Raw genomic sequence first — 19,895 nt, 5'->3', positions numbered from 1 at the left:
CACCGCGCATCGCTGTTCTCTCCCGGCGCACGGGACCGGCGCGCAGCCCGCGCTCGACGCGTCCGTGCGAACCGCGGGCCGCTCGGTGCTGGGATACTGGAGCGGTGAATCAGCACTACTTCTCCGAGGCACCGGCGGGGGATCTCCGCCCGCGCGAAATCGAGGTCGAGCTCGCGGGCGAGACGCGGACGGTCGTCACCGCTGGCGGTGTCTTCAGCCCCGAGCACCTCGATCGGGGCACGGAAGTGCTGCTCAGGTCGCTCCACCGCGCCGGCGTCGGCGACGAGGCGCCCGCCGGGGCGATCCTCGATCTCGGCTGCGGCTGGGGTCCGATCGCGCTCGACGCGGCACTCGGCGCCCGCGAGCGTGAGGTCTGGGCCGTCGATGTCAACGAGCGCTCCCGCGCGCTCACCGCCCAGAACGCGACGCGACTCGGCCTGGCCGACCGCGTGCACGTCGCGGCTCCAGACGCGGTGCCCGCCGAACTCCTGTTCGCAGAAATCCGTTCAAATCCCCCGATCCGGGTCGGGAAAGAGATTCTGCACGCAATCCTCTCCCAGTGGCTCCCCCGCCTCGCGCCTGGCGGGATCGCGTCGCTGGTTGTGGCGAAGCACCTGGGCGCGGACTCGCTGCAGCGCTGGATCGCCGCCGAGTTCCCGTTCCTCGAGGTCGAACGCGCTGACCGCAGCAAGGGCTTCCACGTGATCCGGGCCGTGCGGCGCGCAGACGAGCCGGATGGCCCCGCCCGTCGAGGCTACTAAAGCCGCGGCGGTCCTGGCGGACGCGACCCTATTCGTGCAGTCCCGCGAGCCGCGACCCGAGGCTCGCGAAGAGAGAGGTCCTGGTCGCGTGGCTTCGCTCCTCCGACCAGTCGGCGAACGAGAACATCCGGTACATGGCGTGCACGCCCAGCCAGCGCACCGGCTCGGGTTCCCACGACCTGGTCTGGCGACCGACCCAGGGAAGCGACGCATCACCGTCGGACTCCCCGAGCACCACCTCCGCCAGGCTCTTCGCGGCAAGGTAAGCGGACGTTACGCCGTGGCCAGCGTATCCCTGCGCCAGCCCGAGCCCCGTGGCCCGGTCGAAGCGCACCGAGGCACACCAGTCCCTGGTCACCCCGATCACCCCCGACCAGCTGTGATCGATCGCGTGCCTCGCCGTCGCGGGGAACATTGCGTGCAACCGGCCGGTGAGCGCGGCGATCGTGGCACGATCGACGCCGCCGGCCCCACCGGTTCCTGATCCGAAGCGGTACGGGTGCCCGCGGCCCCCGATGAGGATCCGGCGGTCGTCCGTCTGCTGCGCGTAACTGAATACGTGGGCGGCGTCACTGAACAGTTCCCGGCTTCCCCAGCCGATCTCGGCCCAGACCTCGGCCGGCAGCGGCTCGGTGATGATGATCGAGCTGTTCACCGGGATGATCCGACGACGGTCCGAGGCCACGTCGACCGAATAGCCCTCGGTGCAGCGCAGGATCACGGGAGCGTGCACCGAGCCCTCGGCGGTTCCCGCGACCCGGGACTCGATTTCGGTCACCGCGCTGTCCTCGTGAATGCGCACCCCGAGCCGCTCGACGAGCTCGGCAAGTCCGCGCACCAGCCCGCCCGGGTCCACGCGTCCCACCACCGGGTAGAAGAGACCCCCGACCGCGCCGTGCACGCGAATCCGCTCGGCGACCTCGCCCGCGCTGAGCTCCGATCCCTCGTCGGCGCGCAGCCCCCAGCTCCGATCCCCGGCCAGGCGACCGCGGAGGCGCTGCATCGCGGCCTCGTTGCGTGCGACCACGAGGTTTCCGCTCCTGATCGCGTGCGCGTCGATCCGTTCGTCTCGGATGATCCCGAGAACCTCGTCGACCGCCTCGAGCATGCGGCGCTGCAGCCGCACACCGGCCTCGCGCGTTCCCGCGGTGCGGGAGAAGACGCGCCGATTCCCCGGCACGAGCGGCGACAGCCAGCCCGCGTTACGGCCAGATGCTCCGTACCCCGCGGTCTCGCGCTCGAGGATCACAACGTCGAGCGACGGGTCGAGCCGCTTCAGGTGGTAGGCCGCCCACAGTCCCGTCAGCCCCGCGCCGACGATGCAGACGTCGGCGTTGGTGTCGGCGGTAAGCCGCGGGCGAGCGGGATCCCGCCTACCGGGGCGAATGCCCCGTGATGCCATCCAGTGTGAGATCTCGCCGTTCCGCATGGAATTTCCTCGCGCCTACGCCCCCGGCAGCTCGATCGTCCCGGAGTACACGAGCTCCGCCGGGCCGTTGAGCGAGACGTGCTCGCCCTCCTCCGTGGGGAACATTCGCACCGCGAGCCGTCCGCCCGGCACGTCGACGCGCCAGTGATTCGGCATCCCATCGCCGCCCCAGTGACGGAACGCCAGCGCCGCGGCCGCGGTCCCGGTGCCGCAGGACAGCGTCTCCCCCGATCCGCGCTCGTGAACGCGCATCCGGATCCGAGCGACGCCGTCCGCGATGAGGGGTTCCTCCGGGACCACGAACTCCACGTTCGCGCCGTCCTCGGGAACGGGATCGAGCGCGGGGGCCCGGGTGAGGTCCAGCCCTTCCAGCTCTTCCTCCGAGGCGAGCGCGGCGACGACGTGCGGGTTGCCGAGGTCGATGCCCTGGCCCGGGCGAGCGACATCGAGGCCGTAGGCCGCGACGAGCCGTTCGCCCGCGAGCCGCCACCTGCCGAGGTCGAGCGTGTAGCCGGACGCGCCCGCGAGCACGTCCTTCACGCCGGCGCGGGTGCCGATCGGAAGCGTGTCGCGCCGCTCCGGGGCCACAAGCCCCTCCGTGATCAGGTAGTGCGCGTACACCCTGATGCCGTTCCCGCACATTTCGGCCGGCGTGCCATCGGCGTTCCAGTAGTCCATGAACCACTCGGCATCCGGTTCCTCCTCGAGGATCGCGGCGCCCTCGGGGAGCGCGTCCGAGCGGACGGCCCGGATCACGCCGTCGGCCCCGATCCCGAAGCGACGGTCGCAGAGGAAGCGGATCTGCTCGGGGGTGAGCGGCCGCTCGCCATCGGGATCTGTGAAGAGCACGAAGTCGTTGCCGGTGCCGTGTCCCTTGGTGAAGGCGAGCGTCGTCATACCCCAAGTCTAGGGGCGGCGGCGCCGACGGCCCCGAACGGGTTTCGGCTACGCGCCCGGGAGCACGCGCTGCAGCACGATGACATCGGAGCGGACATACCCGAGTTTTTCGTAGAGCCCCGCGACGCCCGTGTTCTCCGCGCGCACCATGAGCTGCACCTTCGGGCTGCCGAGCCGCTGCAGCCGCCGCTCCGCCTCGGCGATCAGCGCACGCGCGATCCCGCGCCCGCGATGCGTTGGCGCCGTTGCGAGGTAATAGATCCATGCCCGGTGGCCGTCGTAGCCCGCCATCACGGTGCCGACGATTCCGGGCTTCGAGCCGTTCTCCCCGCCGTGCGCGGAGACAGCGACGAGCAGCAGATCGGGATCGCGCTCGTGAGCGCGTGAGAGGTCGGCGCGCGGATCGTTCCAGGGCCGGGTGAGACCGCAGGTCTCCCACAGCGCGACGACGGCGGACTCGTCTGCTGGACGGTACGGGCGTATCACGTGGCGCGCCTCGCTTCCCTGCTCACTCACCCGCTTGTCCCTCCGCGTTGTTCACAAGGGTCGCGGCGGTGTCGCGGCCGGGTGCCGTCACCAGCGAGCTGCCCGCGTACCGTTTGAACCAGCTCACCTGGCGCCGCGCGTAGCGCCGCGTGAGCGCCTGGGTTTCGGCGATCGCTTCCGCCTCGGCGAGCGTGCCAGCGAGCTGCCCGAGCGCCTGCGCGTACCCGATCGCCCGCGACGCCGTCTTTCCACGCTCGATTCCGCGCGGGATCAGGGCGCGGACCTCGTCGAGCAGCCCGTCGCGCCACATCTGCTCGACGCGTGCGTCGAGCCGGTCGACGAGCTCGGCGCGCTCGCAGACGAGGTGGACGATGCGGGTCCCCGATCGCCAGAGCTGGGGCTCCGCTGGGAGGATCACCTGGGCATCGCCGCCGAGCAGCGCGACCTCGAGTGCTCGGACGACGCGGCGCGGGTTGCGGGCGTCGACGGCTTCCGCGACTCCCGGATCGAGGCCGCGCAGCCGCGCGAGGAGCGACTCCGTGCCGTCGCGTTCGAGGTCGGCCTCAAGTTCGGCGCGGAGGGCCTCGTCGCGTGGCGGAAACGCGAAGTCGTAGATGACGCTCGACACGTAGAGGCCGGATCCGCCGACGAGGATCGCGTCGTTGCCTCTGGCGTGGATCGCCGCGATCGTCTCGCGCGCGACGGGCTGGTAGCGCGCAACCGTCGCCTCTTCAGCGGGTTCGTATTCGCTGAAGAGGTGGTGCGGGATGCCGCGTCGTTCGGCGATCGGGAGTTTCGCTGTACCGATGTCCATGCCGCGGTAGAGCTGCATCGCGTCGGCGTTCACGACTTCGGCGCCGACACCTCGCTGGCCGAGCGCTTCGGCGAGGTCGAGCGACAGCGCCGATTTCCCGGTTCCGGTGGCCCCGACGACGGCCCAGAGCCGCGGCTCGGTCATCGCGTGCGGATGGTGGGGAGTCCGAGGCTGACGGCGCGCGGCGCGGTCGGGTCGGCTGGCGACGCCGGAACTCCGCAGCTGTCGGCCTGGCGGCGGTCCCAGGCGTCACCTGCGCGGGTGCGGCGGAGCGCATAGGTGCCGCTGTCGTCGGCGATCAGGAAGTGCGGGGCTGCCGCGGTGACGGCCACGGTGACGACGTCGCCGGGGCGGGGTTCTTCTGCTCCGGCGGGCACCGCGAAGTGGACGAGCCTGTTGTCTTCGGCCCGCCCGCTGAGCCGGCGCGTTGCCGCGTCCTTCTTGCCTTCGCCGACGGAGACGAGCACCTGGACGGTGCGTCCGATCTGCGCCTGGTTCTCCTCGAGGGAGACGCGCTCCTGGAGCGCCATCAGGCGTTCGTAGCGCTCCTGCACGACGGCCTTCGGCACCTGGTCTTCCATGGTGGCGGCGGGAGTGCCCGGTCGGATCGAGTATTGGAACGTGAAGGCGCTCGAGAATCGTGATGCCTCGACGACGCGGAGGGTGTCTTCGAAGTCATCGTCGGTTTCGCCGGGGAATCCGACGATGATGTCCGTCGTGATCGCCGCGTTGGGGATCTGCTCGCGGACGGAGTCGAGGATGCCGAGGAATCGCCGGGAACGGTAGGACCGGCGCATTGCCTTGAGGATCGAGTCGGATCCCGATTGGAGCGGCATGTGCAGCGAGGGCATGACGTTGTGGGTCTCCGCCATCGCCGCGATGACGTCGTCGGTGAATGCGGCCGGGTGCGGGCTCGTGAAGCGAACCCGCTCGAGGCCCTCGATCTCGCCCATGGCGCGGAGCAGCTTGCCGAATGCCTGCCGGTCTCCGAACTCGACGCCGTAGGTGTTGACGTTCTGGCCGAGGAGGGTGACCTCGATCGCTCCGTCGTCGACGAGGGCCTGGACCTCGGCGAGAATGTCGCCGGGACGCCGGTCTTTCTCTTTGCCGCGGAGCGAGGGAACGATGCAGAAGGTGCAGGTGTTGTTGCAGCCGACGGAGATCGAGACCCAACCGCTCGAGGCGGAGTCGCGCTTGGTGGGCAGCGTGGAGGGGAAGACCTCGAGGGCTTCGAGGAGTTCGACCTGGGCTTCCTGATTGTGTCGGGCACGTTCCAGGAGCGCGGGCAGGGAACCCATGTTGTGGGTGCCGAACACGACGTCCACCCAGGGCGCCTTCTCGACGATGGTGCCCTGATCCTTCTGGGCGAGGCATCCGCCGACCGCGATCTGCATTCCCTCGCGTCCGCGCTTGACGCCGGCGAGGTGGCCGAGCTGGCCGTAGAGCCGGTTCGCGGCGTTCTCCCGGACGGCGCAGGTGTTGATGACGACGACGTCGGCGTCTTCCGGGGTCTCCGCGGCAACGTATCCGGCGGATTCGAGTGAGCCGGAGAGCCGCTCGGAGTCGTGCACGTTCATCTGGCAGCCGAGCGTGCGGACGGTGTAACTGCGCTGGGTGCCGTCCGGGCGCAGCGCTGCGGGCGAGGGCTCGATCAGGGTGGGATCGGCGGTCGGGTTCATGGGATTCAGTCTACCGGCGGCGGATCAGCGGAAACGGACGCCACCTGATGGCCGGCCCGCGGCGTCGAGTGCCTCCCGCGCGGCGCGCACCGCCGGTTCCCCCGACCAGCCGCGCCTCGCGAGGAAGCCGAGCAGTCGCCGTTCCGCGGTCTGCCGGTCGAGCCCGGCGAGGCGGGGTGCGCGCTGCTCCGCGGCCTCCCTCAGCAGGGAGAATTCTTCGTGGTCGTCGAGCTCCCCGATGGCGCTCTCGACGGCCTCGTCGGCGATCCTGCGCTCCCGCAGCTTTCTCCTGATCTGCGCGCGGCTCGCCCGCTTGGAGTCGCGGAGCTTCTCGACGAGCGCGCGGGCGAGCCCCTCGTCGTCGAGATAGCAGGACTCCTCGAACTCGGCGATGGTGACCTCGACCTCGTGCGCCGAGTGGCCGAGCGCGGAGAGCTCGGCGCGCAGCTCGCCGCTCGAGCGCGCTCGGCGCGCGAGCAGTCGCACGCCGTCCTCGGAGCAGCTGCGTTCCGGCCCGGTCTCCTCCTCCGCTTCCCCGGCGGCCTCAGCCGCGGAGCCGGGGCCGGATTCCGGGGCGTTTCCCCCGGTATGGCGTGCCGACGCACCTGATCGCCCGCTCGCGACCGTTTCTTCGTCCTCCGCAGGCGGGACCTCCGCCGCAGGCGCGAACGAGGCGAGAATCACCTCGGCCGCACCGGCCCCGTCTTCCCCGTCGCTTTCGCGGTCGAGGAGAGAGCGCGCCGAGCGGAGGGCGGGGGCCACGCTCGCGGCGGTCTTCGGTTCGGGCTGCTCCGCGGCACCCGCGTCGACGGGGTCACTGCTCGGAGCATCCTCGTCCGGGCCCTCAGCGTCGCCCGAGCTGGGCGACTGCGCGGACCAGCGACGCTGGTGCAGCGTGGAGCGAAACTCGATGACCTCGGCGAGGTCCGGGCGGTCCTCCCCCGGCGACCGCTCCGGGTCGCCGGGGGGAGGGAGAAAGCGAACCGCCATGGGATCAGGCGCTCGCGCGCTTATCGGTTTCGGGTGCCGCGGCGGAGGGTGCGGTTGCCGTCGCCGTTGTCTCTGCGGCGGCCTCCTCCTTGCCGCGACCGTTGACGCCGAGCTTCGTGAGGATCTTCTCCTCGATCTCGAGCGCGATGTCGGGGTTGTTGATGAGGAAGCGACGCGCGTTCTCCATGCCCTGGCCGAGCTGGTCGCCGTCGTAGGTGAACCAGGCGCCGCTCTTCTTGATGAGCCCCTGCTCGACGCCGTAGTCGATCAGCGAACCCTCTCGCGAGATGCCGATGCCGTAGAGGATGTCGAACTCCGCCTGCTTGAAGGGCGGCGCCATCTTGTTCTTGACGACCTTGACGCGGGTGCGGTTGCCCACCGCGTCGGTGCCGTCCTTCAGGGTCTGGATGCGACGGATATCGAGGCGCACCGAAGCGTAGAACTTGAGGGCCTTGCCACCCGAGGTGGTCTCGGGGCTGCCGAAGAAGACGCCCACCTTCTCACGCAGCTGGTTGATGAAGATCGCCGTGGTCTTTGTCGCGTTCAGGCTGCCCGTGATCTTGCGGAGCGCCTGCGACATGAGGCGGGCCTGCAGACCGACGTGGCTGTCGCCCATCTCGCCGTCGATTTCCGCCTTCGGCACGAGCGCCGCCACCGAGTCGATGACCACCAGGTCAACGGAACCCGAGCGGATGAGCATGTCGGCGATCTCGAGCGCCTGCTCGCCGGTGTCGGGCTGCGCGACGAGCAGCGCGTCGATGTCGACGCCGAGCTTCTGGGCGTACTCGGGGTCGAGCGCGTGCTCTGCGTCGATGAACGCTGCGATGCCGCCCGCGCGCTGCGCGTTCGCGATCGCGTGCAGCGTCAGCGTGGTCTTACCGGAGGATTCCGGACCGTAGATCTCGATGATGCGCCCGCGCGGGAGCCCGCCAATGCCGAGCGCGACGTCCAGAGCCACCGAGCCAGTGGGGATTACCTCGACCGGAGCACGCTCCTGGCTGCCCATGCGCATGATGGCGCCCTTGCCGAAGTTCTTGTCGATCTGCGCGAGTGCGGCCTCGAGGGCCTTCTCGCGATCCTTGGGTGCTGCCATGGGGTGCTCCTGTTCTCATGCGCGGCCGCGCCGCTGGGTTGCTGCCTTCCTACTGTCTCGACCCCGGAACGGGGCAGACAAGGCGTTGGCGGCCGATGAGATTCACCGTAGATCCCACCACTGACATTCACGATGCGAGGAGTGGAAATCTGGATAATTCTCGGTCGAGCTCCGCCTGTTGACGAACTTAGCACCACTCGAACACATCTTCGAAGATTCGCCAGCGTGTCGCGCCCGAATCCTCGAAGACACGTCCACTCCGGCGAGCCCCGGCCCCGTTCGCGAGGAGCAGCGCGCGAGGTGATCGGGTGCCACGCAGAGCGCCCGACGCTACGGCCTGGGATCCCGCAGCCCGCGACCGTGCCGACGCTCGACCGGCACCTGCAGGTCCTCACAGAGCGCCTGCCAGACCGCCCGCGCTGGCACCCCACGGGTCAGCGCATCCTGGGGCGTCCCGCCCAGCGCCGCCAGCCAGTGGTCGCGAAGCAGCACACCGGCGTAGTCCTCGCCGAACTCCTCGGCGCAGGCGCGCCGGAACTCGCTCAGCCGCATCTCACCCCCGCCTCGACGCGCTCCGCAGCGCGCCGCGATTGAATCCTACGCCCGGGCGCCGGCGCGTCCGGCGACTGAGCGACGAAAAGGCGTCCGGCGCGATTCGCGCCGGACGCCTTGCCGCGCGGCGTGCGCGCGGAAGTCGACGTGCGAGGTCTCAGGACACGAGCTCCGCCGCGTACCCCGAAACGAGCTCCGCCGGGATCGTGTCCGGCACCCGCGTCGGCATGGGAAGCGACAGCCCCTCGACGACCGCGAGTCGCTCGCTCACCTCGCCCATGATGACCGAGAGCGGCGTATCAAGCGCGTCGGCAACCGCCGCGAGAATTTCACTCGACGCTTCCTTCTGCCCGCGCTCGACCTCGCTCAGGTATCCGAGGGCGACGCTCGCCTCACCGGCGACCTGTCGCAGCGTGCGGCCCTTCTGCAGCCGGAAGTCACGCAGCACGTCACCGATCTCTTGACGCATCAGCACCATGTGGGCCTCCTTCTCCTTGCACGGGGTTCCGTGCTTCTACCCTACCCGCCAGGAGCCCTGTCGTCCTGGAGAGGATCCGACCGTGGCGCGATCGGCTTCACTGGGAGTAACTCAGAGACTATCCCGCCTATTCCTGAAACTTCCCTGAAGTTGAGTCGAGGCGACTCAGGTATTCGGGAACACAAGGGAAATCCCCAGTTCCGACGCCAACTCGCGAATGGCGGCGTGCACCGCAGCACCGCGAATCGCGGCCCGATCCCCCTCGGCGTCGAGTCGAACGGCTCGGCTGCCCGCCGCGGAACTCACCCCGATCCAAACGGCTCCCGCGGGCAATCCGGTCTGCGGGTCAGGGTCGGGTCCGGCAACCCCGGTCGTCGCGACCCCGATCTCGGCGGGCACCGCGTCCCCCGCGATCGCGCCCGTGCGCGGCACGGCGCAAGCGCGCCGCGCGCCCTCGGCCATCTGCCGCGCCACCCGCTCGTCGACGGGACCGGTGCGGGCGAGCTGCGCGGGATCAACCCCGAGCAGACTCGCCTTGAGCGCGGTGTCGTAGGCCACGATCCCGCCCGAGAAGGCGCGCGATGCGCCGGGGATCGACACGAGCGCGTCCGCGAGCAGGCCCCCGGTCAGCGACTCGGCTGTGGCGATCCGGATATCGCGGGCCGTGGCGGCCGCGATCACCTCGGATGCCAGGCTCATCGGGCCTTCCGGCTGGCTCGGGCGTATCCGACGACGTAGTCGATCCCGCTCGCGATCGTGAGCAGCACGGCGATTGTCATGGTGATGATGTTGAGCCAGATCGCTACGGGCGCCGCCGCTCCCAGGACCCCAGCGAGCGGGAGCAGGGCGAGCGTAATGGCCACGGACTGGGCGACGGTCTTGACCTTCCCCATCCAGTCGGCGGCCAGGACAATGTCGTGCGCGACGAGCAGGCGATGCACGGTGATGCCGACCTCCCGCACGAGGACCACGATCGTGACCCACCAGGGGAGCTCCCCGAGGATCGAGAGGCCGACGAGCGCCGCGCCCGTGAGGAACTTGTCCGCGATCGGGTCGAGCAGCTTCCCCAGGTCAGTGATGAGGCCGCGGGAACGTGCGAGGTAGCCGTCCCAGGCATCGGTCGCGATCGCCGCGACGAAGAACGCCGCAGAGGCCCAGCGGAGCGCGCCGTTCGCGCCGCCGTCCGCGAGCAGCATCCACAGGAAGAACGGCGTCGCGAGAATCCGCACGCCCGTGATGATGTTCGGCGCGTTCCAGTTGCTCGGCTTCTCGGACATGCTCAGTCCCGCCCGGTCAGCTGCCAGGCGTCCTCGTCGTCGTCGCCCTCGACCTCTTCGAGACTCTCCTGGTACTTCGCGACCGGATCGTCGTAGCGATCGTCGCCGTATCCGGAGGCCGGGGCTTGCCCCGTGGCCGCGCCGGAGGGGTCGATCACGTCGGTCAGAAGCTCGGGACCAGCATCAGCGGCGGGTGCCGACGGAGCCGGAGCCGGAGCCGCAGCCGGGGCCGCGAACGCGGCAGGGGCCGGCGAGCCACCGCCCTTGATCCGGGCGATGACCTCGGGGAGCTGCTCGGGGGACACGAGCACGTCGCGCGCCTTGGACCCCTCGGACGGGCCGACGATGTCCCTGGACTCCATGAGGTCCATGAGTCGGCCGGCCTTCGCGAAGCCGACGCGGAGCTTGCGCTGCAGCATCGAGGTGGAGCCGAACTGCGAGGTGACGACGAGGTCGATCGCGGCGAGAAGCACCTCGAGGTCGTCCCCGATGTCCTCGTCGATCTCCTTCTTCTCGGCGACCTGCGCAACGTCTGCGCGGTACTCCGGCTGCGCCTGCGACTTCACGTGAGCGACCACCTGAGCGATCTCGGCCTCACCCACCCAGGCGCCCTGCACGCGCATCGGGGAAGACTCCCCGTTCAGGAGCAACAGGCCATCACCCTGGCCGATGAGCCGCTCGGCGCCGACCTCGTCGAGGATGACGCGGGAGTCCGTGCCGGATGCCACGGCGAAGGCGTAGCGGCTCGGCACATTCGACTTGATGACGCCGGTGACGACGTTGACCGAGGGTCGCTGCGTGGCCAGCACGAGGTGGATACCCGCGGCGCGCGCGAGCTGGGTGATGCGCTGGATCGAGTCCTCGACATCGCGCGGGGCCACGAGCATGAGGTCCGCGAGCTCGTCGACGACGACGAGCAGGTACGGGTACGGCTTGAGCACGCGCTGGCTGCCCTCGGGGAGCACGATGCTGCCCGAGCGGACCGCCTCGTTGAAGTCATCGATGTGGCGGAACCCGAAGCTCGCCAGATCGTCGTAGCGCATGTCCATTTCCTTCACGACCCACTGCAGCGCTTCCGCCGCCTTCTTGGGGTTCGTGATGATGGGCGTGATCAGGTGCGGAACACCCTGATAGACCGTGAGCTCGACGCGCTTCGGATCGACGAGGACCATGCGCACCTCGGCGGGCGTGGCGCGCATGAGGAGGCTCGTGATCATCGAGTTGATGAAGCTCGACTTGCCCGATCCCGTGGCGCCGGCGACGAGCAGGTGCGGCATCTTCGCGAGATTCGCGACGACGAAGCCGCCCTTCACGTCCTTGCCGACCCCGATGGTCATCGGGTGAACGCTCCGCTGCGCCTTGGCCGAGCGCAGCACGTCGCCGAGGGACACGTTCTCCCGATCCTGGTTCGGGATCTCGATGCCGATCGCGCTCTTGCCCGGGATCGGCGAGAGAATGCGCACCTCGTTCGAGGCGACCGCGTAGGACAGGTTCTTGGAGAGCGCGGTGACCTTCTCGACCTTGACACCCGGTCCGAGCTCGACCTCGTACTGCGTCACCGTGGGGCCGCGGGAGAACCCGGTGACGCTCGCGTCGACCTTGAACTCCGCGAATACGCGGGCGAGTGCGGCCATGATCTGGTCATTCGCCTCGGTGTGGGCCTTCGGAGGCTCGCCGGCCGCGAGGGTTCCCTGATCGGGGAGGCGGTAATCGGCGCGCACGGGATCGTGCGGCGGCGCGACGGCGAAGGAAGTCGTGGGGGCCTCCCCCGTGACCGCGCGCGCCGGCTCGGGATCGGGATCGGACGCGAAATCGTCCCAGGAATCATCTCCGAGGCCGGACGCCCTGGCGGGGGCCTCCGCGACGGCGCTCTCCGCGCGATCGAGGTCGTCGAACAGGTCCGACGGGAAGACGTCCGTGGGCGCGTCCGGGGCGAGCGCGCTCTCGAAGGCGCCGTCCTTCGCGGCGTCTCCGCCGAGCGCCGCATCGAGTTCGGCCGGATCCGGCGCGTACTCCGGATCCTCCTCGCGCCCGGAGGAGTTACGGCGCCACCAGGGAATCGACCCTCCGTCGCCGTCCTCCTGCTCGAGGTCGAAGAGTGTGTCGTCCGCGTCCTTGCCGCGCTTCTTGGAACGAGCGGGGCGCGCCTCGGCCTCCGCTGCGCCGTCCTCCTCGGACTCGCCGACGCCGAACAGGAACGCGTAGGCCTCGCGCAGACGGCGCACGATGCGGCCGGGCGGGGTCTTCGTCACGATCAGGATCGAAAACAGCAGCAGGATCGAGAGGATCGGAACCGCCACCCAGATGGTGAGCGCCAGCAGCGGCGTACCGACCATCCAGCCGAGCAGCCCGCCGGCCTCGGCGAGCGCGGGCATGCCGGCGCTCGGCTTCGGCTGGCCCCCGTAGACGTGCGAGAGCCCGGCGACCGCCGTGATGGCGAGGAACAGGCCGACGGCGATGCGGCGGTTGTCCGTGACGCTCGAGGGGTGGTTGAACAGCCACAGCGCGAAGCCGGCCATGATGATGGGCAGACCGAACGCGACGCGACCGAAGAGGCCGCCGAAGGTCCAGGCGTCGAGCTGCACGGCGACCGGCTGGCCGATCAGGAACCACTCGACGATCGCGCCGACGAGCGCGAGCAGCACGAGCAGCATCGGGACGCCGTCTCGGCGGTCCTCGGGAGCGAGGGGTTCAACGCGGAACGCGCGGGCGGCGCCACCGACCGCGTGGGACAGCCCGCGCCAGGCGCGCACCACCACGCCGTCAGTGGGTTCGGGCTCCATGAGCACCTTCGTCTTCGCGGAAGTGCGCGTGCTCGTCGTGCGGGATCCCTGCGAGCGGGAACCGCCCGATTTTTCGCGCGACGAAGCTTTACTGGCCATGCTTCTACGGTACAGGGCACCCCCGACAACGGCGGGTTTCCGCGGCGGCGCGCCAGGAAAAGGCCCGAAAACACGGCGATTCTCGGAGCATTTCTTGGCGCGGTTCCCTGGGCGGCGCGGGATCAGCGGCGGCGGAGCCCCCGCACGATCTTCTTCGCGAGCGGCAGTCCCTCGGTCCAGATCTTGTAGCCCGGCCCGGGTCGATCCCAGGATCCCGCGAGCAGGTTCTCGTGCGAGGCGAAGCCGGTCTTGAACGTCGTGACACCGTCGTTGATGAGGCCGCCGAAGTCGTAGCGAACCACGCCCTGGCGCTTCATTTCGCAGATCACGTGCCATTTCAGGGCGTAATTCGCGCGCAGGCGCTGCCCCTCCTCGCTCATGCCGCCGTAGAGCTCGAAGGCCGTCCGATCCGACTTCGCCATGAACAGGAAGGCGACGGGCTTCCCGTCGATGTAGCTCGCCCACACGGGCGAATCATCGCCGAGCATCGTGAAGGCGTCGTGGTAGTAGGAGTCCTCGTGGAGGCCGAAGTCCGCGCGCTCGCTCGTGGCGTGGTACACCTCGAGGCACTCGTCGAGCTGCGCGATCGTCTCGACCTTGCGGATCTCGAGCGCGGCCTCGCGGCCCGACTTTCGTACGTACTGGCGGTGCTTCTTCGACATGTCGGCCATGAGCTCGTCCTCGGTCTTGCGGAGGTCGAGGATCAGGGTGCGGGCCGGCAGAACCGGGGTCTTCGCCTCGCGCCAGCGGGAGTCGAGCGGGAACTCTCCGGCGTCCTCGTCGGGCTCGATCGAGACGGCGACGGCGCGGCGCGAGCCGAGCACGTAGTCCGCGATCGCGTCGGCGATCTCACCGGGCGCCGGCGCCGAGGCGGGCCGCTCCGGATCGGCGGGATCGTGCGCAACGACGGGACCGCGGGGCGCGTAGACGAAGCCGCCGAGCGGGCCGGGCAGCGCGCGCGTGAGGAGCTGCGAGGCCCCCACGACCTCGCCGGACGAGTCGGTGACGAGCACGCGCTCGGCGCTCCACCGATGCGCCGACTTCAGCTCGCCCCAGCCCCAGAGCTGCAGCGGGTGGCCGCCCAGGGACTTCACCGTTTCATCCCAGCGGGAGCGGTCGGTGCAAGGGGTCACGGTGAGGGTCACGTTCGGTTCCTTCCGAGTTTGCGGGAGACGACGCTCTGCAGTTCCGCGAGCTCGGGCGAGCGGAGTAGACGCAGCGCGAGCAGGTAGATTGCGCAGATCACGAGCGCATCGAGAATGGCGAAGAGGATCGCGGCGAGCACGCCGTAGTCGGCGAAGATCACGCCGATCGCGAGCGTGAGCCCGTAGCCGACGACGAGCGCGGGGATCGCGGCGAGTGCGTAGATCAGGAGGCTCGCGAGGATGCGGGCGCCGTCGATGAAGCCGATCTTGCGGCGCAGCATCGCCACGGCGATCAGGGCCTGGACCACGATCGTCAGGCCGAACACGAGGCCGTAGGCGGGGCCGATCCACTCCTTCGGCAGCAGGAGCAGGCAGAGCGACAGCGCGACGAGCAGGCCGATCTGGATCGAGGTGAAGATGAAGGGCGACTTCGTGTCGGAGAGCGCGTAGAACGCACGCTGCACGACGAACAGGAAGCTGTAAGCCGCGAGGCCCACGAGATAGCACTGGAGCGCGAGCGTGAACTGGTAGACGAGATGAAACTCGCCGCCCAGGTAGAACACGGTGCTGACGAACGGCGCCGTCGAGAACAGCACGACCGAGGCGAGCACCATCACGAGCAGGATCTGCCTCGCGGAGGCCGAGAAATCCTTCTGGAACTCGGGCATATTGCCGCTCTGGCCCGACTCTGCGAGGCGCGTGAAATACGCGGTACCGAGGGACACCGCGAGGACCGAGTGCGGCAGCATGAAGATGAGCCAGGCGTTCTGCATCGCGCTCACGGAGACGCCGGCGCCCGTCGCCGTGCCGATCACCGCCTGAGTGATGAAACCGCTGAACTGCATGACCATGATCGTCGCGAGGCTCCAGCCCGCGATCCGCCCCGTCTGGCCGAGTCCGGTGCCGCGCCAGTGGAAGTCGGGGCGGTAGCGGATCCCGGCCCGACGCCACGAAATGAAGAGCACGAGCGCCTGCGCGATCACGCCGAGCGTCGCGCTGCCGCCGAGAATCGCGATCGCGGTCCCGTCCCACCACTCGGGCGTCCGGGAGCCGCTGCGATCCGTGCCGTACATCAGGATGAACACCACGATGCCGCCGATGGCGATCACGTTATTGAGCACGGGCGCCCACGTAAACGGACCGAACACGCTGCGCGCGTTGAGGACCTCGCCGAGCACCGTGTAGAGCCCGTAGAACACGATCTGGGGCAGGCACCAGTACGAGAACGCGATCGCGAGCGAGCGCTGCGCCTCGCCCCACTGAGGGGTGAGGAGCCACATGATCCACGGCGCGAGCGCCATCACGACGATCGTGCCGACGGTGAGCGCGGTCAGCACGAGCGTGAGGATCTTGTTGATGTAGGCCGCTCCCCCGTCGGGGTCCTTCGCGGCCTTCACGATCTGCGGGACCAGGATCGCGTTGATCATGCCGCCCGCGAGGATCATGTAGAGCGTGTTGGGCAGCAGATTGCCGTTCGCGAACGCGTCGGCTGACTTCGACGAGACCATGCCGATCGCGACGACGAGCAGCATGGACTTCGCGAAGCCGAGCAGCCGCGAGATCATCGTTCCCGACGCCATCACGGCGCTCGCGCGCATGATTCCAGAGGACATCAGTAGTAGGGGTCCTTCTTCAGAGCGAGCGACGCCCGGCGAGCGAGGCGGTCGCCGAGCTTGACCCAGAAACGATACGCCCACGACTTGAGTGGCAGGTCGAACGCCCCGGCGTAGTCCGTGATATCGGGCGAAAAGGACCGCTTGAACTGCCCGACACCGAACAGCGGATGGTCGCGGTCGTCGACTCGCGCCGCGGGTGGCGCGCCGCACAGGTCGTGGCTCACGGCCCCGCCCTCGTTGGCCCAGCGGATGACCTCCCACTGGAGCGCGTGCGAGGCACCGTAGGCCGTCTTCGCGCGCACGGAGGCGCCGTCCTTATAGGTGGAGCGCTCGCCGAGGCGCATCGCGAACGCGCCCGCGACGAGCTCGCCGTCGCGGTGCGCGAGGAACATCTGCCCGTCGCCCGAGCGCTCGAAGCGCTGCCAGAACTCCCGGTAGTAGCTCTCGTCGCGCAGCACGAAACGCCCCTCGGCCGTCTCCTCGAGGAGGCGGAACAGGGCGGCGCAGTTCTCCGCGGTCGCGGGCACGCGCGTCGCGACGATACCGTCGCGACCGGCCCGGTTGATCGAGTTGCGCGCTTTCTTGCCGATTCGCTTGAACACCTCGTCCTCGCTGCCCGAGACGTCGACGATGATCGTCGACGGATTCGGGACGATGCGGACCGTGTCGCGGAAACCGGCGGCGCGGTACTCCCCCGCCGTGTCGAGGCCGGTGCGCGGCTCGACCTTCAGCAGGAACGCGCCGCGGGAGCGCGCCAGCCCCGCGACCGCGCGCGCGGCCTCGATCACGGCGGCAGCGTCCTCGCCGGCCGGGCCGGCGGGAGCGTGCCACCACTCGCCGAGGAGCGGGACGCGCTTCGCGAGGATGCCCACCGCGATCGGCGCGCGGCCGGGCCGCTCGACGATCACGCGATGCTCGAGATAGCGGCCGGCCGATCGCTTGAGCGACAGGTAGGCGTCGCCCTCCCAGACCTCGCCGCCGCCGGGGTTCGCCGCGATGAGCGCGTCCCAGCGGGAGCGCTCATCGTCCGTGGCGAAGCGGGCGGTCGCCGTGGCCACCGCCGCCGCGCCGCCCGAAGCGTGCGTCACGCCCTACACCACCACCACGACGGGCACGATCATCGCCTTGCGGCGCAGTTTCGTGCCGACCCAGCGGCCGATCGTGCGGCGCGTGATCTGCTGCAGCTGATGATGATCGGTCACGCCGTCCTTCATCGCCGTCTCGAGCGCCTTCGCGATCTGCGGCTTGATCTGGTCGAACACCCGCTCGTCCTCGGCTACGCCCTTCGCGTGGATGTCGGGGCCCGAGACGATCTGGCCGAGGGTCGTCTCGACGACGGTGATCACCGAGATGAAGCCCTCCTCGGCGAGCGTGCGGCGGTCGCGGAGGTCGTCGTCCGTGACACGGCCGACGCTCTTGCCGTCGACGTAGATGAACTCGACGTCGAGCTGGCCGACGATGCGGGCGACGCCGTCCTTCAGATCGACGACGGTGCCGTTCTCCGCGATCACGGTGCGGTTCGCGGGAACCCCCGTCTCGATCGCCAGAGCGGCGTTCGCCACGAGCATGCGGTACTCGCCGTGGATCGGCATGACGTTCTTGGGCTTCACGATGTTGTAGCAGTAGATCAGCTCGCCCGCGGCCGCGTGGCCCGAGACGTGCACCTTCGCGTTGCCCTTGTGCACGACGTTCGCGCCGAGCTTCGTGAGGCCGTCGATGATCCGGTAGACACTCGTCTCGTTGCCGGGGATCAGGCTCGACGCGAGGATGACCGTGTCGTCCTCGCCGACCTCGACCTGGTGCTCGCGGTTCACCATGCGGCTGAGGACGGCCATCGGCTCGCCCTGCGAACCCGTTGACATGTAGACGATGCGGTGATCCGGGATGTCGCCGCTCTTCTTGAGGTCGACGAGCACGCCCTCGGGAACATTGAGATACCCCAGATCAGCGGCGATCTTCATGTTGCGGACCATCGAGCGGCCGAGCAGCACGACGCGGCGGCCGTTCGCGTGCGCGGCGTCGAGCACCTGCTGCACGCGGTGCACGTGGCTCGAGAAGCTCGCGACGACGACCTTGCCGCGGGTCTTCGCGATGACCTGCTCGATGACCGGGCCGATGTTCTTCTCGGCGGGCGTGAAGCCCGGCACGTCGGCGTTCGTCGAGTCGGTCATGAAGAGGTCGACGCCCTCCTCGCCGAGCCGCGCGAACGCGCGCAGATCGGTGATGCGGCGATCGAGCGGGAGCTGATCCATCTTGAAGTCGCCCGTGCCGATGACGAGGCCGGCGTCGGTGCGGATCGCGACAGCGAGCGCGTCGGGGATCGAGTGGTTGACCGCGATGAACTCGAGGTCGAACGGTCCGTACTCGACGCGGTCCCCCTCCGCGACGACGCGCGTCACGGGGCGGATCCGGTGCTCCTTGAGCTTCGCCTCGACGAAGGCGAGGGTGAGCTTCGAGCCGACGAGGGGGATGTCCTCGCGCAGCTTCAGCAGATACGGAACACCGCCGATGTGGTCCTCGTGGCCGTGGGTGAGCACGACGGCGACGATGTCCTCGAGGCGGTCCTCGATCTTCGTGATGTCGGGGAGGATGAGGTCGACTCCGGGGTGCTGCACCTCGGGGAAGAGCACACCGCAGTCGACGATCAGCAGTTTGCCGTCGATCTCGTAGACAGTCATGTTGCGGCCGACCTCACCGAGGCCGCCGAGCGGGGTGATCCGCAGGGTGCCCGGCTCGAGCGCGGGCGGATTGTATGCGGGGTTGGGCACTGAGCCTCCTGATTGTTAGCGGGTGGTGCCTGCGATTTTGGGCAGCGCACCGCCGGCAGCCGCGTTGCGGTCCGGCCTGAAGTTCGAAAGGTCGACGCCGGGGACGTCGGTGATGAGGGCCAGCTCGTCCTCGATGAGGGCGGCCTCCCACTCCTCGGGACCGACGAGCGGCAGCCGCACGCGCGGGCTGCCGATCCGGCCGAGGCCGTGCAGGATGTACTTCGCGGCGACCGTGCCGGGCACGTGCGTCATGACGGCGCGCACGAGGGGCTCCAGCTTCTGGTGCATGTCGCGCGCGGTGTGGAGGTCGCCGGCGTTCACCGCGTCGATGATCGCCCGGTACGGAGCGGCCGCGATGTTCGCGGTCACGCCGATGAGGCCCGTCGCTCCGATCGCGAGCTGCGGGACGACGTTCGCGTCATCCCCCGTGAAGTACATGAGGTCCGTCTGGTTGAGCACTCGACTGACCTCGCTGAAGTCGCCCTTGGCGTCCTTCACCGCGAGGATGTTCGGGTGCTTCGCGAGCCGCAGGATCGTCTCGTACTTGATCGGAACGCCGGTGCGACCGGGGATATCGTACAGAATGACCGGCAGATCGGTCGCGTCTGCGACGAGCCGGAAGTGCGTGAGCAGACCCGCCTGGGTCGGCTTGTTGTAGTACGGCGTGACGATCATGACGCCGTCGGCTCCGGCCTTCTCGCTGGCCCGGTAGAGCTCGATCGCGTGCGCCGTCTCATTCGATCCGCCGCCCGTGATGATCTTCGCGCGCCCCGAGGAGACCGACTTCGCCACCTCGACCAGCTTCAGCTTCTCAGGGTCCGTGAGGGTCGAGGTCTCGCCGGTCGTGCCGGTGACCACGATGCCGTCGGCACCGCTCTGAATGCAGTCTTCAATGTGCTTCTCGACCGCGGGCCAATCGACCTCGCCGTCCGCCTGGAAGGGCGTAACGAGCGCGACGAGCACCTGACCGAAAGGATTCTCCTGGTTTGCCACCCGTCCAGGGTACCGGAACCCTCCGACATCCTGCG

18 protein-coding genes are annotated in these 19,895 nt (G+C 69.3%); 1 reads left to right on the top strand and 17 read right to left on the bottom strand.

All coding sequences use genetic code 11. The features are described 5' to 3' along the window. Window positions 1-104 precede the first annotated feature (104 nt). A complete protein-coding gene (locus tag JD292_RS02195; protein ID WP_369411111.1) occupies window positions 105-761 on the top strand; it encodes a class I SAM-dependent methyltransferase in 657 nt (218 codons plus the stop codon). Window positions 762-789: 28 nt separating this feature from the next. Here the strand turns inward: JD292_RS02195 and JD292_RS02190 are convergent, their stop codons facing one another. From JD292_RS02190 to dapA, 17 genes are all read right to left on the bottom strand, one after another. Continuing rightward, window positions 790-2,190: an NAD(P)/FAD-dependent oxidoreductase gene (locus JD292_RS02190; RefSeq protein WP_233613235.1), complete on the bottom strand. Its 1,401-nt coding sequence runs from the start codon at window positions 2,188-2,190 to the stop codon at window positions 790-792. A gap of 15 nt (window positions 2,191-2,205) precedes the next feature. Then, a complete protein-coding gene (dapF, locus tag JD292_RS02185; protein ID WP_200131099.1) occupies window positions 2,206-3,087 on the bottom strand; it encodes a diaminopimelate epimerase in 882 nt (293 codons plus the stop codon). 48 nt (window positions 3,088-3,135) lie between these two features. Further along, window positions 3,136-3,603 carry a GNAT family acetyltransferase gene (locus tag JD292_RS02180; RefSeq protein ID WP_369411110.1) on the bottom strand — a complete coding sequence of 156 codons (468 nt, stop codon included), beginning with the start codon at window positions 3,601-3,603 and terminating at the stop codon, window positions 3,136-3,138. Beyond that, window positions 3,596-4,531 (bottom strand): tRNA (adenosine(37)-N6)-dimethylallyltransferase MiaA, encoded by a 936-nt coding sequence (miaA, locus tag JD292_RS02175; protein ID WP_200131098.1) that lies wholly within the window; start codon window positions 4,529-4,531, stop codon window positions 3,596-3,598. Before miaA ends, JD292_RS02180 begins: the two co-directional genes overlap by 8 nt. Then, window positions 4,528-6,066: a tRNA (N6-isopentenyl adenosine(37)-C2)-methylthiotransferase MiaB gene (gene miaB, locus JD292_RS02170; protein WP_200131097.1), complete on the bottom strand. Its 1,539-nt coding sequence runs from the start codon at window positions 6,064-6,066 to the stop codon at window positions 4,528-4,530. Before miaB ends, miaA begins: the two co-directional genes overlap by 4 nt. A gap of 24 nt (window positions 6,067-6,090) precedes the next feature. Then, window positions 6,091-7,056, bottom strand: a complete 966-nt coding sequence (locus JD292_RS02165; protein ID WP_200131096.1) for a regulatory protein RecX — start codon at window positions 7,054-7,056, stop codon at window positions 6,091-6,093. A 4-nt stretch (window positions 7,057-7,060) separates the two neighbouring features. Beyond that, window positions 7,061-8,149: a recombinase RecA gene (gene recA / locus JD292_RS02160; RefSeq protein WP_200131095.1), complete on the bottom strand. Its 1,089-nt coding sequence runs from the start codon at window positions 8,147-8,149 to the stop codon at window positions 7,061-7,063. Between the two features lie 330 nt (window positions 8,150-8,479). Then, window positions 8,480-8,701, bottom strand: coding sequence for a DUF3046 domain-containing protein (locus tag JD292_RS02155; RefSeq protein WP_200131094.1), 222 nt, complete (start codon window positions 8,699-8,701; stop codon window positions 8,480-8,482). A 157-nt stretch (window positions 8,702-8,858) separates the two neighbouring features. Beyond that, window positions 8,859-9,179, bottom strand: a complete 321-nt coding sequence (locus tag JD292_RS02150; protein ID WP_200131093.1) for a helix-turn-helix domain-containing protein — start codon at window positions 9,177-9,179, stop codon at window positions 8,859-8,861. Window positions 9,180-9,344: 165 nt separating this feature from the next. Beyond that, window positions 9,345-9,878: a CinA family protein gene (locus JD292_RS02145; protein WP_200131092.1), complete on the bottom strand. Its 534-nt coding sequence runs from the start codon at window positions 9,876-9,878 to the stop codon at window positions 9,345-9,347. Continuing rightward, window positions 9,875-10,456: a CDP-diacylglycerol--glycerol-3-phosphate 3-phosphatidyltransferase gene (gene pgsA / locus JD292_RS02140; protein ID WP_200131091.1), complete on the bottom strand. Its 582-nt coding sequence runs from the start codon at window positions 10,454-10,456 to the stop codon at window positions 9,875-9,877. The genes JD292_RS02145 and pgsA overlap by 4 nt, the downstream gene beginning before the upstream one ends. A gap of 2 nt (window positions 10,457-10,458) precedes the next feature. After that, window positions 10,459-13,338: an FtsK/SpoIIIE family DNA translocase gene (locus JD292_RS02135; protein ID WP_200131090.1), complete on the bottom strand. Its 2,880-nt coding sequence runs from the start codon at window positions 13,336-13,338 to the stop codon at window positions 10,459-10,461. 122 nt (window positions 13,339-13,460) lie between these two features. Beyond that, window positions 13,461-14,483 (bottom strand): lipid II:glycine glycyltransferase FemX, encoded by a 1,023-nt coding sequence (locus JD292_RS02130; protein WP_200131089.1) that lies wholly within the window; start codon window positions 14,481-14,483, stop codon window positions 13,461-13,463. After that, window positions 14,480-16,096, bottom strand: coding sequence for a murein biosynthesis integral membrane protein MurJ (murJ, locus tag JD292_RS02125; protein ID WP_200131088.1), 1,617 nt, complete (start codon window positions 16,094-16,096; stop codon window positions 14,480-14,482). Before murJ ends, JD292_RS02130 begins: the two co-directional genes overlap by 4 nt. Next, window positions 16,096-17,187: a lipid II:glycine glycyltransferase FemX gene (locus JD292_RS02120; RefSeq protein WP_369411109.1), complete on the bottom strand. Its 1,092-nt coding sequence runs from the start codon at window positions 17,185-17,187 to the stop codon at window positions 16,096-16,098. Before JD292_RS02120 ends, murJ begins: the two co-directional genes overlap by 1 nt. A 3-nt stretch (window positions 17,188-17,190) precedes the next feature. Beyond that, the gene (locus JD292_RS02115; RefSeq protein WP_200131087.1) at window positions 17,191-18,867 is read right to left on the bottom strand and encodes a ribonuclease J; all 1,677 of its coding nucleotides are present in this window, start codon (window positions 18,865-18,867) and stop codon (window positions 17,191-17,193) included. 15 nt (window positions 18,868-18,882) lie between these two features. Next, the gene (gene dapA / locus JD292_RS02110) at window positions 18,883-19,860 is read right to left on the bottom strand and encodes a 4-hydroxy-tetrahydrodipicolinate synthase (RefSeq protein ID WP_200131086.1); all 978 of its coding nucleotides are present in this window, start codon (window positions 19,858-19,860) and stop codon (window positions 18,883-18,885) included. Window positions 19,861-19,895: the final 35 nt, after the last annotated feature.

The organism is Leucobacter edaphi, from assembly GCF_016522535.1.
Classification (GTDB): domain Bacteria; phylum Actinomycetota; class Actinomycetes; order Actinomycetales; family Microbacteriaceae; genus Leucobacter; species Leucobacter edaphi.
This window is presented reverse-complemented; position numbering and strand designations above follow the sequence as displayed.